This window comes from Paenibacillus sp. FSL H7-0326, assembly GCF_001955535.1.
Lineage (GTDB): Bacteria > Bacillota > Bacilli > Paenibacillales > Paenibacillaceae > Paenibacillus > Paenibacillus shunpengii.
On sequence record NZ_MPVN01000008.1, the window covers coordinates 1 to 15,282 of the forward strand.

At 42.4% G+C, this 15,282-nt stretch carries 18 protein-coding genes and 1 pseudogene; 12 read left to right on the forward strand and 7 right to left on the reverse strand.

Annotation, left to right across the window (positions count from 1 at the left end; genetic code table 11):
- Window positions 1–417 precede the first annotated feature (417 nt).
- On the forward strand, window positions 418–1,209 hold the full coding sequence (locus tag BK126_RS25445) for an N-acetylmuramoyl-L-alanine amidase (RefSeq protein ID WP_076315304.1): 792 nt from the start codon (window positions 418–420) through the stop codon (window positions 1,207–1,209).
- 385 nt (window positions 1,210–1,594) lie between these two features.
- Window positions 1,595–1,945 carry a P-loop NTPase family protein gene (locus BK126_RS25455; protein WP_083656215.1) on the forward strand — a complete coding sequence of 117 codons (351 nt, stop codon included), beginning with the start codon at window positions 1,595–1,597 and terminating at the stop codon, window positions 1,943–1,945.
- Window positions 1,946–2,038: 93 nt separating this feature from the next.
- Here the strand turns inward: BK126_RS25455 and BK126_RS25460 are convergent, their stop codons facing one another.
- The 3 genes from BK126_RS25460 to BK126_RS25470 all read right to left on the reverse strand — a co-directional run bounded on the left by BK126_RS25460 (window position 2,039) and on the right by BK126_RS25470 (window position 4,512).
- Window positions 2,039–2,263 (reverse strand): non-oxidative hydroxyarylic acid decarboxylases subunit D, encoded by a 225-nt coding sequence (locus tag BK126_RS25460; protein WP_076315306.1) that lies wholly within the window; start codon window positions 2,261–2,263, stop codon window positions 2,039–2,041.
- A 53-nt stretch (window positions 2,264–2,316) separates the two neighbouring features.
- On the reverse strand, window positions 2,317–3,741 hold the full coding sequence (locus BK126_RS25465) for a non-oxidative hydroxyarylic acid decarboxylases subunit C (protein WP_076315307.1): 1,425 nt from the start codon (window positions 3,739–3,741) through the stop codon (window positions 2,317–2,319).
- 201 nt (window positions 3,742–3,942) lie between these two features.
- Complete coding sequence (locus BK126_RS25470) at window positions 3,943–4,512, reverse strand: non-oxidative hydroxyarylic acid decarboxylases subunit B (protein WP_090727490.1); 570 nt, start codon at window positions 4,510–4,512, stop codon at window positions 3,943–3,945.
- 131 nt (window positions 4,513–4,643) lie between these two features.
- On the opposite strand from BK126_RS25470, the gene BK126_RS25475 reads away from it, so the two are divergent.
- The 3 genes and pseudogenes from BK126_RS25475 to BK126_RS30055 form a co-directional block, all read left to right on the forward strand.
- Entirely contained in the window at window positions 4,644–5,531 is an 888-nt protein-coding gene (locus BK126_RS25475) for a LysR family transcriptional regulator (RefSeq protein ID WP_076315308.1), read from the forward strand.
- A 299-nt stretch (window positions 5,532–5,830) separates the two neighbouring features.
- On the forward strand, window positions 5,831–6,277 hold the full coding sequence (locus BK126_RS25480; protein ID WP_076315309.1) for an aminoacyl-tRNA deacylase: 447 nt from the start codon (window positions 5,831–5,833) through the stop codon (window positions 6,275–6,277).
- 200 nt (window positions 6,278–6,477) lie between these two features.
- Window positions 6,478–6,594, forward strand: a pseudogene (locus tag BK126_RS30055) (IS30 family transposase); the annotation flags it as partial.
- Between the two features lie 336 nt (window positions 6,595–6,930).
- Here BK126_RS30055 and BK126_RS25485 read toward each other — a convergent pair.
- Genes BK126_RS25485 through BK126_RS25495 form a run of 3 tightly spaced genes read right to left on the reverse strand, consistent with a single transcriptional unit; the run spans window position 6,931 to window position 8,693 of the window.
- Complete coding sequence (locus BK126_RS25485) at window positions 6,931–7,395, reverse strand: VOC family protein (protein WP_076315310.1); 465 nt, start codon at window positions 7,393–7,395, stop codon at window positions 6,931–6,933.
- A 23-nt stretch (window positions 7,396–7,418) separates the two neighbouring features.
- Complete coding sequence (locus BK126_RS25490) at window positions 7,419–8,051, reverse strand: nitroreductase family protein (RefSeq protein ID WP_076315311.1); 633 nt, start codon at window positions 8,049–8,051, stop codon at window positions 7,419–7,421.
- A gap of 60 nt (window positions 8,052–8,111) precedes the next feature.
- Window positions 8,112–8,693, reverse strand: a complete 582-nt coding sequence (locus BK126_RS25495; RefSeq protein WP_076315312.1) for an NAD(P)H oxidoreductase — start codon at window positions 8,691–8,693, stop codon at window positions 8,112–8,114.
- Between the two features lie 217 nt (window positions 8,694–8,910).
- Between BK126_RS25495 and BK126_RS25500 the strand changes: the two genes are divergently transcribed.
- The 4 genes from BK126_RS25500 to BK126_RS25515 all read left to right on the forward strand — a co-directional run bounded on the left by BK126_RS25500 (window position 8,911) and on the right by BK126_RS25515 (window position 11,496).
- A complete protein-coding gene (locus BK126_RS25500; RefSeq protein ID WP_076315313.1) occupies window positions 8,911–9,504 on the forward strand; it encodes a TetR/AcrR family transcriptional regulator in 594 nt (197 codons plus the stop codon).
- A gap of 368 nt (window positions 9,505–9,872) precedes the next feature.
- Window positions 9,873–10,160 (forward strand): hypothetical protein, encoded by a 288-nt coding sequence (locus tag BK126_RS25505; protein ID WP_076315314.1) that lies wholly within the window; start codon window positions 9,873–9,875, stop codon window positions 10,158–10,160.
- Between the two features lie 123 nt (window positions 10,161–10,283).
- Window positions 10,284–10,613: a PadR family transcriptional regulator gene (locus BK126_RS25510; protein ID WP_047913666.1), complete on the forward strand. Its 330-nt coding sequence runs from the start codon at window positions 10,284–10,286 to the stop codon at window positions 10,611–10,613.
- Between the two features lie 16 nt (window positions 10,614–10,629).
- Window positions 10,630–11,496: a pentapeptide repeat-containing protein gene (locus BK126_RS25515; RefSeq protein ID WP_076315315.1), complete on the forward strand. Its 867-nt coding sequence runs from the start codon at window positions 10,630–10,632 to the stop codon at window positions 11,494–11,496.
- Window positions 11,497–11,657: 161 nt separating this feature from the next.
- Here the strand turns inward: BK126_RS25515 and BK126_RS25520 are convergent, their stop codons facing one another.
- Window positions 11,658–12,698, reverse strand: coding sequence for an NAD(P)-dependent alcohol dehydrogenase (locus BK126_RS25520; RefSeq protein ID WP_076315316.1), 1,041 nt, complete (start codon window positions 12,696–12,698; stop codon window positions 11,658–11,660).
- Between the two features lie 302 nt (window positions 12,699–13,000).
- Between BK126_RS25520 and BK126_RS25525 the strand changes: the two genes are divergently transcribed.
- From BK126_RS25525 to BK126_RS25535, 3 genes are all read left to right on the forward strand, one after another.
- The gene (locus BK126_RS25525) at window positions 13,001–13,411 is read left to right on the forward strand and encodes a MerR family transcriptional regulator (protein ID WP_076315317.1); all 411 of its coding nucleotides are present in this window, start codon (window positions 13,001–13,003) and stop codon (window positions 13,409–13,411) included.
- A gap of 191 nt (window positions 13,412–13,602) precedes the next feature.
- A complete protein-coding gene (locus BK126_RS25530) occupies window positions 13,603–14,298 on the forward strand; it encodes a response regulator transcription factor (protein WP_076315318.1) in 696 nt (231 codons plus the stop codon).
- Between the two features lie 2 nt (window positions 14,299–14,300).
- Window positions 14,301–15,236 (forward strand): sensor histidine kinase, encoded by a 936-nt coding sequence (locus BK126_RS25535; protein WP_076315319.1) that lies wholly within the window; start codon window positions 14,301–14,303, stop codon window positions 15,234–15,236.
- The last annotated feature ends 46 nt before the right edge of the window (window positions 15,237–15,282 follow it).

Here is a 15,282-nt window from a genome sequence, read left to right on the forward strand (position 1 = left end):
TTTTTATGTTATCGGTACAAGTTCGTGTCCCGAGTCAAGGACAAGAACATGTACCGATTGCCGGAATGGACAAGAACATGTACCTATTACCGATTAGATAGATATCTAATAAATATCTAATAAATATTACAGCTTTCTCATTAAGCTAACGGGCAGGTTAGTGGAAACGTGTATAAGATTGTAAAAACAGAGAGCGTTAGTAGTTCGCTCGGAAGGGAAATGATCGGTGGAATTGGGCAGGGACGTAAAAAACTTTTCTATGAATTTGCTTCATTGAGAATAACGGAAACAAGTTATATTAAGAGCCGGTCACTTTTCCGCGAGAATGCGGCCAAGCTGCTCGGAAAATTCTAAAGGACAGACAGAGAGTGGCCGTATGGTTCTCACTGCATATTATAAGAAAAAGGGTGGTGAAAAATGAAAAAGGTGTGGATCGATGCAGGTCATGGTGGTAGGGATCCAGGGGCTGTTGGAAACGGGATTCAGGAAAAGGACATCGCGCTTACGGTGTCACTTGGTATCAAACAAAGGCTTGAAGCAGGATATCAGCATGTTCAGGTTTTGCTTTCCAGATCGACAGACATCTTTCTGGAGCTGCGAGATCGTACAACAATGGCGAATCGAGCAGGTGCCGACATTTTAATATCCATCCACTGTAACGCTGGCGGTGGCCAGGGGGGATTTGAGTCTTTCAGGCATACCAATGCCTCCCAGGCTAGTGTTAGGCTTCAAAATACTTTACACAAAGCGATTATGAATAAATTCGGTGGAATTGATCGGGGCCAAAAGATAGCGAATTTTCACATGGTACGCGAATCAAACATGCCAGCGGTGCTGACGGAGAACCTATTTGTAGACGTGGTTGCTGATGCAAATCGGTTAAAGCAAAAAAGTGTAATTGATGCCATTATCGACGGTCACGTTCAGGGGATTGCGAATCATTTGGGACTGACTGCGAAGGAGGTTAGACCAGTGACACCAGAAAGAGATATTAACGTTCCAAGCCCGTGGGCGGAATCATCATGGAGAGAAGCACGGGCGAATGGATACTTTGATGGTACACGTCCAGGCGCGCCGATTACGAGGGAAGAAACCGCCATCGTTATTAACCGATTGCGACGAAATTTCTTGGCCTTGTTTGCTGGCGTTAACGGCAATATTCGTGAGATAGAAGAACGGCTTCAAAAGATAGAAGCGGATCAGGAATAATGATAAAGCCCCTCCGGATCGGTAGGGGCTTTTCTTACGAATGGCCAAACGAGATTAATCCCAGGAATGTTGTCGAGGGACAAGAACATATTCCCATTGTAGTCGCCGGAATGGACAAGAACATAGTCCTATTGCCGATTAGTGGTATATCTAATCGTTATTTGCTGTTAGTTCATTAAGCTAACGGGCAGGTTAGTTTAATTATGTTGGTGTATAATTATGTTTAGAATTTTGAAGGACGGAGGTGGAAATTATTAAAATCCATATCATTGGAGGAGCAGGAAGTGGTAAGTCCTACATAGCAGAGTTGTTGTGTCAAAGACTCAATATCCCACATTATGATTTAGATGATAAATTTTAGGACAATGAAGCGGGAGTTTATGGGGTGAAAGCTTCGGAGAAACAACGAGATCAGAAACTTGAAGAATATGTAAGCCAAGAGGCATGGATTATAGAAGGTGTATACAGAGCATGGATAGAACCAAGTCTTTCTGCTGCTGATAAGATTGTTGTCTTGAAGCCTCCTTTGTCTCTCCAAGAAACGAGAATATGGAAACGTTATGAAGACCGTGCTTCAGGAACTGACAAGAGTGGAAAGCGAGAGACTTTAGAGGATATCAGAAACCTATTAGAGTGGAATACGAAATATAATCTTGAAAAACTCCCTCACTTCATAAAGAACTGTGAGTATAAGGATAAGTTTATTACTGTAACTAATAATCTGGATATTATTTAGCTATTTCGTGACTAAGCTATGGAAGCACATTTAATATAAACGAGAAATGGGTAATTCATAGGATGCTGCCACCCTATGAATTATTGTTGTATATTATTTTTTAAGTTCTGGAATCGGTGGAATTTGATCCAACTTCACAATGTTAGCTGGATCAATCTTAAATCTTTTATCATATTTTGCAGGATCAGTTATATTGTCAGGCTCCGTATTTCTCCATGAAAGTGTACATGTACCACAAATGTATATCTCCCAGGCATTATCTAGAGGAGCCTTTTTTAATAGACTAACTGTTTCAGATTCGCATCTTGGGCATTTCATGTCATTTCCTCCTAAGTAAGTATAAATCTAAAGTATGCTATGATTTGTAATATTTAGCTGCGCTGCTGTTTCGCAATTTCTCGAAGTAGTTCTGTCCATTCATCAGTTTTCACTGGAGTGGCTAACAGTTCCGTATCTCGTGCGAAATCTGGGGCAACAGGAGTGGTCGCATCGATAACTAGCTTCGTATGCATTCCAGCTGGTTCAGAGGAAGGGTCTAAAGGCATTCCTGGAGCAAATGGAATTTTAAATACGTCTTTATCGGGACGAACACGAGTTGTCAATGCCCACATCACTTGTTCTAGGTTAAACGGATCAACGAATTCATCTACGACAATTACAATTTTCGAGTACGGCATACCATGTGGTGTAGATAACAATCTCATTGCTACGGCTTTACCATATCCACCGAAACGTGATTTTGTAGAGACAATAACGCCAATTCCGTGAGTATACATGGCATTTACGGCTTGAACTTCCGGGAAATCACGTTTTAATTGCTTGTATATCGGTAAGCTTGTATTTAAAGCTACTAGATAATCCACTTCCGTCCAAGGCATACCCAAATACAAGTTCTCAAAAATAGGATTTTGACGGTGGGTTATTTTAGTGATTTTGACAACGGGTTGTTGACGAGAGCCTGAATAACTACCTGGGAATTCACCAAATGGTCCTTCAATTTCTCTCTCACGTGGAAGCACATACCCTTCTAACACGATTTCACTGCGTGCAGGAATGTCTAATCCACCTAACTCGCTTTTCGTAAGTTCTATCGGTTCGCCTTTTAAAGCACCGGCAAAATCATATTCTGATTGAGCATATTCAATTGGTGTACTTGCCATTAGATTTAAAACAGGGTCATTTCCAAGGCAAATAGCAATAGGCAGCGGCTCATTATTTTCCTCAGCATGTCTTAGGTGAACGGCCATGTCATGGAATGGAAGAGGCTGTATGCCAAGTTTGTCCTTACCTTTTACTTGAACGCGGTATGTGCCTGCGTTCTGTTCTTCATAACTATCCGGTTTATTAGGGTCCTTACTAACGATGAGTGCTTTTGACAGGTAAAAGCCAGCATCGAATTCGTTAATGCGGTATAAAGGCAACACTTCAAATAGATCAATATCATCTTCAATAATCACTTCTTTGACCGGAGCGTCTTTTCGATCAACCCAGACTGGCTTGATTGGGTATCGATCCCATGTTTTTTCCAGTTCAAAAAACTGTTCTTTAACAGGAGTATCTTTTGGCAGATTAAGCATTAAAGCGTGGTTTTGCCAAGAACCGTGCACATTAAGTACTACTGGAGTTTTATAACCTTTAACGTTCTCAACAATAACTGCCGGTGCACTTTCCAAACTAGTTGCAGAGCGGCCAATTGCGCTCAAGTCAGGTTCAGGCATCACCGGTTCTTTAATTCGGATAAGCTGATTTTCCGATTCTAGCAAACTAAGAAATTCCCTTAAATCTTTGTACGCCATAGAGCGTTCCTCCTAATACTGAATTTTCTTGATGCAAGAACAACTATACAACTGATTTTTATATATTGAAAATATCTATTAAATATTTATTACATACTTTTAAAATATTAAATTTTGATTTTGTAAATAGCAGATCAATATAAAAGCCGCTACTTCTATTGGAAAGCGGCCTAAAAATAACCATTTTCTAATTATTTCAAACTATTGTTTTTTGGTTAATCCATTCCAACGTTTGGCTGCTGGTAGATGAATACCGAATTGATCCAAGGTACGATATACAATGTGATCAACAATATCTTCAAGGGTTTCTGGATGATTATAGAAGGCAGGCATAGGAGGAAAAATGATGACGCCCATTTGAGATAAATAAAGCATGTTTTCCAGATGAATGTTATTTAAAGGAGTTTCTCGAGTCATAAGAAGCAGTTTTTTACGTTCTTTAAGAATGACATCGGCAGATCGAGTCACAAGATTATCTGCTAACCCCATGCGAATGGAGGCGAGTGATTTCATGCTGCATGGGGCTATAATCATGCCGTCGACTTGAAATGAACCACTTGAAATTTTTGCGCCCAAATCCTTGTTTGAATATACATAATCGGCTAAAGCTTCTACATCCTTCAACGTATAAGATGTTTCTGTCTGAAGGGTAGCCCCAGCCCAAGTGGAGATGACGAGGTGAGTTTCTATTCCAGCTTGCTTCAACACTTGCAGTAAGCGTATTCCATAAATGGATCCAGTTGCACCGGTCATGCCTACGATAATTTTCAAAATGATCTACTCCTTAAAGGGTCATATTTCTAATACTTCTTCTAGTAAGGGATTATACGCCCACATTTTTAATATTGAAAATATCTATAAAATATTTATATAATACTTTTATCGTATAAGGGAGGGGACATATGGATATCCGACAACTTCGCTATCTAATTGCAATTGCAGAAGAAGGAAGTATAACAAAAGCTGCTCAGGCCCTGCACATGGCACAACCTCCATTAAGCAAGCAACTACAGTTGATGGAGGAAGAGCTAGGCGTCACTTTATTTGAGCGCAACAAGAAGAGAAAAGTAACATTAACGCCCCAAGGTGAGTTGTTTCTCAAGAAAGCTAAAAATGTCGTACAAACAATGGAAGAAGCAGTTGTTGAAGTTAAAGAGTATGGGGAAGAAGTTAGCGGAACACTATCAATAGGTTTAACTATCTATGATGCAGCATTGATGATGTCTATATTGAAGCAATTCCGTAATGAATACCCTCAAGTCAGATTCAGTATCTGGGAAGGAAATGCTACATTTTTGATCGATTGTTTGGATAATCGCCAAATTGATATAGCGATAGCGTATGGTCATTTTGCAAAGGAACAATATCAAACAAGATACATTGATAGAAACGAATGTGTTTTTATTGTTCCAAAAGATTTTAAATTTAAAGCTGATACTGTAGATGTTGCGCTTATTTCCACCATACCATTGATTCTTTTTGGTCCAGTAGAAGGGAACAGCTTATATCAACAAATCATTCAAGAATTTAAGCAATTAAAGTTGCAACCCAATATACTATGCGAATGCCATGATTCCTCAATGCTACTAAGTTTAGTTAAGTCCGGATTTGGGGCTACGATCTTGCCACTATCCATGGTCCAAACTCAGTTGACAGGGGATTTTGACATTATTAAGATTGAAAACAATCCTTGGGCTACTGAACCTAGCTTAATTTGGAGGACAAACGGCTATTTGTCTGCTGCAGCTAGAAGATTTATAGACTACTTTGAAGAAACAATTCTACAATGACAATTCAAGGACAAGAACTTAGTTCGATGTCGAGGGACAAGAACATATTCCCATTGAGATCGCTAATTTTAGCGGCTTTTTTGTTTTATCGGTACAAGTTCTTGTCCCAAGCCAAGGACAAGAACATAGTCCGATTACCTATTAAATAAATATCTAACTGAATTTACAGCTATTTCATTAAGCTAACGGGCAGGTTAACGGAATAAATAGTAATTGCAGAAAAAAGGCAAAAAAGTCTTTCTGACGAATTTATACGTAGACCAGCTAGATTAAATATAGAGAAGGAGACGGAAAGAAGTATGGATAAATTAATATCGCTATTAAAGAATCAGCACGTTGATTATGAAGTCGTTGAACATAATATTCCGATTAACACAGCACAGCAAGGTGCTAATTATTTTGGTATTGATATTGGCCAAACTGCCCCGACACTAATATTCAAAACAGATAAAGGCTACTATGCTCTGATCATTTCTGGTGATTACGGACGAATCGATCTTATTGCTTTGCAGGAGAAATTTCAACTTCAAGAGATCAAATTTGCGAAGCCTAATGAAGTAGAACAAGTAACTGGAAGTAAGATTGGAAGTGTATCGTTAATAAACCCGGATATCCCAACATTCATGGATAGAGAGTTATTTCGATTTAATTATGTTTATGGAGGTACAGGGGTTCCACAAACGACATTGAAGATCAATCCGAAGGATATTGAGAAATTAAATCATATCGCTGGATACATAAGATAGGGCAAACTTCTTAACTCTTTCGTTGCGCTAAAACCAGCTAATAGCTTGTCAAGATTACCAGTAAAGTGAACTTAAGTCATGTGATATAGTAAAAATAAGCATGACAATTAACCCTCCAATTCCTTTTTGGAAGGTTATACCTATATGAAATAGTTAGACAGTGCGGAAAGATTTTTTACTTTTCAGGATGACATAAAGCCATATCTGAAAAAGAACTAGAACATGCTCTCCATCTCATTAACAACTGACCAAGAAAATGTTTAGGATGGAAGACGGCTGACGAATCTTTTGAGAATGAAGTGTCGCACTTGGATTGACAACATCTATAAAAAGCATTTATTAATGGCAATGAGTGATATTAAAGGAAGATATGGAGGCGTGCTTGAGATGGAGGCGGTGAAATCCAGTTGCAATTTTTATTTTCCTGCTGAAAAATAATGGTTACAAACTTTACTTCCGCGTTGATTATAAAAAAATGTATTCTCTCCCGAATATCAAGCTTGTGGTCTAACTGACATGCCTAAGCCATTGACGGTCGACATATCTCCACTTATGAATATTAGAAACCATTGTTTTTGTGGGACCGATTTAAGGAATAAAAAGAAACCTTAGCGATATAACCGTCGGCTAAGGTTTTGGCAGCTAATTACCTCTTACTCTTTCTGATGTTCGAGAAGTTCGATGAGCAGCTTCAGCTTGGAGAACGTATCCATATAAGCATAGATGTATTGTCCAGCGGCATCTTCCCCTTTTTGCAGAACAGGCATGTGCTCACGCTCCATCAGGAGGATCTTCTCTTGCATTCCTTCAACGAAAAAGGCGATATGATGAAAGCCTTCGCCATGACGGTCCAAGGATTCACGCCAAGTGGACGGATGATCGTCCGGCTCGATGAGCTCCAACTGAATCGATCCCATATCCAAGAACGCAAGCTTGGCACGTCCCTCGGTCGGCTTCCCTCTGAACTCCGTAAGTGTAATTCCAAACTCATCTGACCAGAACCAACCGCGATTATCGATGCCGAAGAAATCGGCATACGCTTGACTCGCTGATTCAATATCATTGACGAGCAACGCTATTTGCGCAACGGCAGTTGTGCCTAACATGCTTTTAGTCATGCTAAATGTCTCCTTCGTTACCGTCAGAACCTTTCGTTAATCACGATTTGATCCGCTGAAAAACGGTTCGTAGCGTACGCAGGTTGTTCCGCATATCCCATTGCCACCATAACGACAGGAATATAGCGTTCTGGGATATTTAGTTCTTCTCTAAGTGCATCCGCGCTGAAGCCACCCATAGGGCATGTGTCAATCCCGTGAGCTTTTGCTGCCAGCATGAGCTGCATCGCTGCAAAAGAAGCATTTCGTATGGCATCGTGTACGCCGGCGGTTGCGGCATTCTCGTAATAATTGTTGATATCATTCACCATATTGTTCACGACGTCTTCCGTCATAGCCCCCGACTGAACCATTTCGTCATATACAGCTTTCGCGTTTTTATTCGCCTCCGTGTCACCCAAGACAATAATGACGGCTGAAGCGTCTGCCACTTGCTGTTGATTGTAGGCTGCGGGCAAGATGCGGTTCTTGTTTTCCTGATTCTGAATCACGACAAATTTCCAGTGCTGAAGATTCCATGCCGATGGTGCTGAACCCGCGGCTTCTATGATGGTTTTTAAGGTAGCTGGTGGAATCTTCACACCCGGTTGATACTTTCTTACGCTCCCGCGTTCTTTCATCACTTGAATAACACTCTGCTCCACAGCGTTTACCATAACCGTTACACCTCATCATTTTATTATATTTAAATAGTTTTAATCCGACGAAACATCCCGTTAAGCTGGTTTCCGACAGTATTCCAAACCTAACCGGTAAGCTTGCTGCAGCAAACCTTGACGATACTCTGCATTCTCATTCAAGGTATCGTACAGGATTTCGACTCTGGAGTCCGGAATGCCCGAATAGCTGGCGATCCCTACATTCAGATGCTGGCTGAGCATCTTGTCGTACTGTCTTTTCTCAAAATGTTCCGGCGGAGCTCCTGCAAGACCTAGCCATAAAACTTGCCGATGATGCAACTGATTCGCTCCGTATGCAAAACCATTATTCCAAACCCGATCGATATACCCCTTGAGCATGGCCGGCATGCTGTACCACCAGATCGGAAAGAAATACGCGAGCGCATCATGCTTCCTCATTCGTTCCATTTCCGCTTCCACTTCGGGCGAATAGATTTTGCGGCTGTCCGACCAATCTGGTTCGTCGGCTTCCCCTAATACCGGATTAAACCCGTGCCGATGCAGATCCAGCACCTCCGATTCATGCCCGGCGTCCTTCAATCCTTGGACGAAGCGCTCCGCGACAGCAAAAGTCAAAGAATTTGTTCTCGGGTGGCATACAACCGATAAGATCCTCATCGTGAAATGAACCTCCTTTCTTAGGATGTGTGCAGAGAAGCTAACCCGTAACAAGCTAGTTATACTCATTACTTTACTTATGGTAAGTTATAATTTTACAAAGGTCAAGTTAAAATTACCAAATAATCAATTCAACTTGACTAATTGTTCATTTAAACCTTATGATCATGGAGATTATGACTCACACATTTATAAAAATACTGGAGGTATTGAGCGTATGGGGGAGATTCGTAATGCCGAACGTACGCGGAACAATATATTCGCTGCGGCACGTAAAGAATTTTTCGAAAAAGGATATACAGGAGCTCGTTTGGAGGCCATAGCAGCGGGCGCCGGCGTGAAAAAGCAATTGCTTTATCACTACTTCAAAGGTAAAGAAGACCTGTTCGAGGCCATGTTAGAGCAAATTCCGGATAAAGAGCCGGAGTGGGCTTCCATGAATCCTACCGATCCTGTTCATATTGCGGAACACCGGTTTAAAGTCAATGCCCAGCTTAGGATGGATTTTTTAAGATTTACCACCTGGGAAGCTCTCGAGAAACAGCCCGAACAGCCTAACCGAAAGAAAAAGAGAGAGGCCGCGCTTCATGCCTATGTGGACGATATGAAAGCCAAGAAGGCGGCCGGTCTGGTTCCCGAAGATCTGGATCCGGTTATGCTGACGCTAGCTCTTATTTCTTTATCCAACTATCCTCTGATCTTAGGCGATGTTACTAAAATGGTTACCGGGACCGAATCTACCGACCCGCAATTTCAAGAGAATTGGGCGAGCTTCCTTACGCAGCTCAGCGCGCGAATTTTTAGGGAATAGATCCGTTTTTAACGTCTCACTGACACAAATGAATGTGAACAAGCCTGATGACGACCGCTGTTCAGAATATGAGAAAGATGGCCCTACACTTGGCCAAGCAGGCTATTTGAGGGCGATCTTTACGATTTGGTCTACCAATTCAATCATTCTCCATCACTTGCAGGAGTGTCTAACTAAAAATTCTCACAAGAAGCTTTTTTCTCTTCAGTCTGGGACACAACCTCAAGGTTGTGTCTTTTATATGCTTAGCGAGTCCAGAGGCACGCATCCCAAGGTGGTGAAAGTCCGGTCGCGGGAGGGGCATGGTGTTCGTTCAGAATGAAAGGGGTATTTCATGAATATTACGAAGTATATTGAAGAAATTCTAGTTGATAGATTTGCTCAATTTGGATTTAAATATGAGAAATCGGATTTTAATTGGTCGAGAGGATATATATTCAGTTAGCTACTGTTTCGGGGAGATTACAAGACATCATCTCGGGGGAGAATGGGATGTTCATTCAGAAGATGGACCTTTTATAAAGAATATCGCAGGCTCAAAAGAAATGACTCTCAAACCATATAATCTGGTCATGAAGACAATGGTGGCTCCTAATGAGTTAAGTTTATTGTATTTTTTTGAAATTTTTAAAAATGCAGCTAATGAAATGAATTAAATCAATATAATTGGAGAAATATCTATCTGAACAATTAGAGCAAGCGTCATGTTTATCTTTATATCCCTATTACCTTTACAGTCACAGTAGTATAAACTATCATGAAATGGTGGGGGTGCTGAGATGAGCAACAATAAAATTACCTCCGACCTGCTGCGCGGACATACCGATACGATGATATTACGCTTATTATCCGAGGCTGATCGTTACGGATACGAAATCGTCAAATTAATTGCAGAACGTTCAGGCGGAGAATATGAACTAAAGGAAGCGACGATGTACTCCAGTGTTAGGCGGCTTGAGGCAGATGGCGATATTGAATGGTACTGGGGTGATGAATCGCAAGGTGGAAGACGGAAATATTTCAGAATCACCGATAAGGGCAGAGAAACGTATCATCGTAATATAGAAAACTGGGAATATGCGAAGCGAGTTCTTAAGGACTTATTATGAGGAGCTGATCGATCCTATGGATGAGAAGTTGGTCAATTATTTAAATGCCGTGTTCGCACCGTATGATGGGGTCAAGAGCGTGGAGGAACTGAAGACTGATCTGCTCCATGATCTGAATGACCGGTATCGGGAACTCCAAGAGCAGGGCAAGGACGAGCAAACGGCCTTCGAGATGACGATCGATAGTATCGGTGACATCGAACAAACGGTACAGGAGGTAGCAAGCCTGTCACGTACCCTGGAGAGGCAGGTGCTCACAAACTTCAGTGCGAGTAATTTATCCAAGAGCGACTTTGCTGACGTTAAGGTACATAAAGGAAAATTTGCGTCGAGTGCACTGCAGGGATCTGACTTCTCCAACGCGGATTTGACGGGAAGCACGTTCTCGAGCAGCGATGTACGGGATGCTAATTTTGATGGAGCGAACCTGACGGACTGCAACTTTTCATCACTTGATCTATCCAATGCGAGCTTTAATCAATCCGTTCTGGTACGGACCAATTTCAGCGCTTCCAGCTTGAATGGTGTAAGGTTTGTCGGGGCGAGATTGACGGACGTTAAGCTGAGCACAACGGATCTTAGAGAGACGACATTTGAGAATTGCATCTTCGTAGGGGTGAATTTTAAGTATTCAGACCTCACCGGACTTTGCTTTGACGGACAGAGCTTTACCGGGGTTCGATTCGAGAAGTGTGCTTTAGCGGGTGCTTCATTTAAAGAAGCGATCTTGCGAGATGTTTCCTTCCAGCCCGGATTTACGTTGACTAAAAAATATTACCGTATGATGAAGACGATATGCTTCGACAACGCGGTGATGGACAAATTGACTTATGCGGCACTCAAAGGTATGGAAGCGGACCTATCCAAAGTCATTGTAAGATAAGCTTCGGAAAAATGAAGCGGGCAAACAGCCGAATTAAGCAATAGTCGATCAGCTGTACAAAATAAATCAACAAGCCGACCTACTTCATCGTAGGCCGGCCCTTTTTAATTCCGTTCGAGCGACAAAGAGCCCTGATTAGATAAGATGCTCATTCTTGCCACTTACATTGTGCTGGTATCTATAACGAATCTGTACTTCACATCAGAAGCGAGGACCCGCTTGTATGCTTCATCAATCTGATCAGCCGATATGACCTCAATCTTCGGAGCAATATTATGCTCTGCACAGAAATCGAGCATTTCCTGTGTTTCACGGATGCCGCCAATCATGGAGCCTGCGAAGGAACGGCGATGCCCAATGAGAGACATGACATTAAGGGACAGCGGCTCTCCAGGCGCACCGACGTTCACCAATGTTCCGTCAAGGGTGAGCAGTGAGAAATAAGCATCCATATTCAAGCTAGCGCTTACCGTATTAATAATTAAATCAAAGGTTCCCGCCAGTTTCTTGAATGTCTCCGGATCACTTGTTGCATAGTAGCTGTCTGCGCCAAGCTGCAAACCATCGTCCTTCTTCTTCAGAGATTGGGACAGAACGGTGACTTCAGCACCCATCGCATGTGCAATTTGAACCGCCATATGACCAAGACCACCCATGCCAACCACAGCGACTTTCTTGCCAGGAGCGGCTTCCCAGCGGCGAAGCGGCGAATAAGTGGTAATCCCAGCACAGAGTAGTGGAGCCGCTGCGTCAAGCTCAATGTTGTCCGGAATCCGGACGACAAATCCTTCCGTAACGACAATATGGGTAGAATATCCTCCTTGTGTAGGTTCACCATACTTGTCCACACCCGCGTAGGTAGGAATATTTCCCTTAAGGCAGTATTGCTCTTCTCCTTTACGACAGTTCACACACTCCCCGCAGGAGTCAACCATACAGCCAACGCCTACCCGGTCCCCAACTTTATATTTGGTCACTTCGGAGCCTACATCGGCTACGATGCCTGCAATTTCATGTCCAGGTACAAGAGGGTAGTTCACTTCTCCCCATTCACCGTGTGCAGTATGGATATCAGAATGGCAAATGCCCGCGTATTTAATTTCAATCAGGATATCATGGGTATCGAGATCCCGTCTTTTTATCTCAGCTGCTCGGAAGGATTGGTCTGGACCATCTACAGCCCGTGCTTTAGCCGTTATCATTAATTGTAACCTCCTAAAGTTTAATTTTTATTTTCAAGAGACAAGCGGTATCCAAGGAGAAGGGTAGCTTGCTTGTTTAATGATATCTTTAATTCATTCGCTGCCTTAGAAACCTCTCTTGCATGTCCATGTTAAATGTTATAGTTAACTCTAAGTCAAGCCACAAAGATCAATTGTTCATCTAATTCGTTCCTAAGTCGCAGGATTTGCTTTGACAGTATCTCTGTTCCTTGATAGAATTTTATATACTTAGAGTTAACTCGAAGTCTATGTTTAAGAGAATGGGAGAGTAGAGGATTCGCATGAAGACATATACGATTAGTGAAGTTGCCAAAGAATTGAACCTTACCCCCTACACGTTACGTTATTACGACAAGGAGGGGCTTTTGCCTTTTGTAGAACGTACAGCCGGTGGAAAAAGATTGTTTAAGGAATCAGACATGGAATCATTAAAAATTATTGAATGTCTCAAATCTACCGGGATGCCGATTAAAGAAATTAAAAGCTTTATTGATTGGTGCTTGGATGGAGATGCCACATTACAGCAGAGACACGATATGTTCATCGAACGGAAAGCCACGGTAGAAGCACAGATGGAAGAATTGAAGAGGACAATGGAAGTGATTGAACATAAATGCATGTATTACAAGACCGCACTCGCTGCCGGGACAGAAGACATTCATAAGAACAAGAAAATGGTGATTACACAGTAACCCAAGAAACCACCTGAGATGAATTGTGCCCTCAATGTCAGCATTGTCTAACTTTGGGGGACACTTCGATCCAGGTGGTTTTCGTCTTTAAACTCGGAAATAGACAGGAACTAGCGGGGGATGCATAGAAATAAAGCAAGAAACAAGATAACTCCAATAGTGTTCTAGTTCAATGGAATGGATGTGTTCGGATGCAGAAGCGAATCCTGCTGGTAGAGGATGACGTGGAAATCAATCAATTAATCGCAAGTGCGCTTGAGCAGGAGAACTATAAAGTAGACACCGCCTTCGATGGAGAAGAGGCGCTGGCACTTTTTCATTCTACTGAACCGGATTTGCTCCTGCTTGATTTAATGCTGCCTAAGCTGAATGGAATGGAGCTGCTTCGAGCGGTAAGAGAGACCAGTACCATCCCTGTGCTGATCATCTCGGCCAAAGGAAGTGATCTGGACAAGGCGCTGGGTCTCGGATTCGGTGCAGATGATTACATCAGCAAGCCATTTTCGATGATCGAATTAACCGCCAGAGTCAATGCCGCAATTCGCAGATCAACGCAGTATCTTCCAACAGACATGAGTTCCCTTCCATCCATGCTCCATTACAAGGAGCTCTCTCTCGATCTTCATTCTTTTACTGTACAGCTGCAGAATAGCACCGTCCAGCTGACCTCCAAGGAATTTCAAATATTGAAGCTGCTGATGAAGAATCAGAGCCGAGTGTTTACGAAGGAGCAGATGTACAATCTGATCTGGGAAGACGAGTATTATGGCAATGAGAATGTCATTAACGTTCATATTAGAAGACTTCGCGAGAAGATTGAAGAGAATCCTTCCGAGCCTAAGTATATTCGTACCATATGGGGCATCGGTTATAAGCTGGGGGAGTAACCATGGTGAACTTCCTGTATGTCATTATTATCCTATTAATTGTTGTCATCGTGATTCAATATATGTCCCGAAGGAGATCGAAGGCAGCTGTGACCGACATCAGCACAAAAATGGATGAAATTATCCGGCTGGAGACGGCGGAAAAGGTACTGCTTCCTACCGGAGAACAGGAGCTGCAGCAGCTGCTGGTCCAGGTCAATCGTCTGCTCGATCATAACCAGAAGTTAAGCGCAGATTATATCAAGGCCAAAGACAGCTTACGCAAGCTGATTGCCAATATGTCCCATGATCTGAAGACACCGCTCACCGTGATATTGGGATATGTAGAGAAATTAAGATATGCGGATCACCTAACAGACGAAGACAGGCACGTCCTGATGGGACGGCTTCATGATAAGGTGTGGAGTCTGACAGGGCTTCTTAATCAATTTTTCGATCTGGTTAAGCTGGAATCCGACGATTACGTGGTTCCTCTGAGCAAAATTTCACTCAATGAAATATGTAAGAAGAACATTCTGGATTTTTACGAGCTGCTCTTGGAGAAGAAGCTTCAAGTTGAGGTAGCCATCCCGGAACGTCCATTATATATTTTGGGCAATGAGGATGCTTTGAACCGGGTCATCAGCAATTTAATCTCGAATTCAATCCGGTATGGAAGTGATGGAGGGGTCTTTGGCTTAACACTGCAAGAGCAGGATGGCATAGTGATCCTGGAGGTGTGGGATAAGGGCAAGGGAATCGACGAGCACGATCAGGCCAAGGTGTTTGAACGGCTGTATACGCTCGATGATGCTAGAAATCCACAGTTTCAAGGAAGCGGGCTCGGACTTAGTATATCCAAACGTTTGACCGAAGCGATGAAGGGGACCATTCATTTGAACAGTAGGCCGTATGAGAGAACAAGCTTTACTTGCCATTTTAAACAAATTGCATATTGATCTGGATCAAAGGAGAGGTGTTCAACGAGGAGCAGCTCTTTTTTAT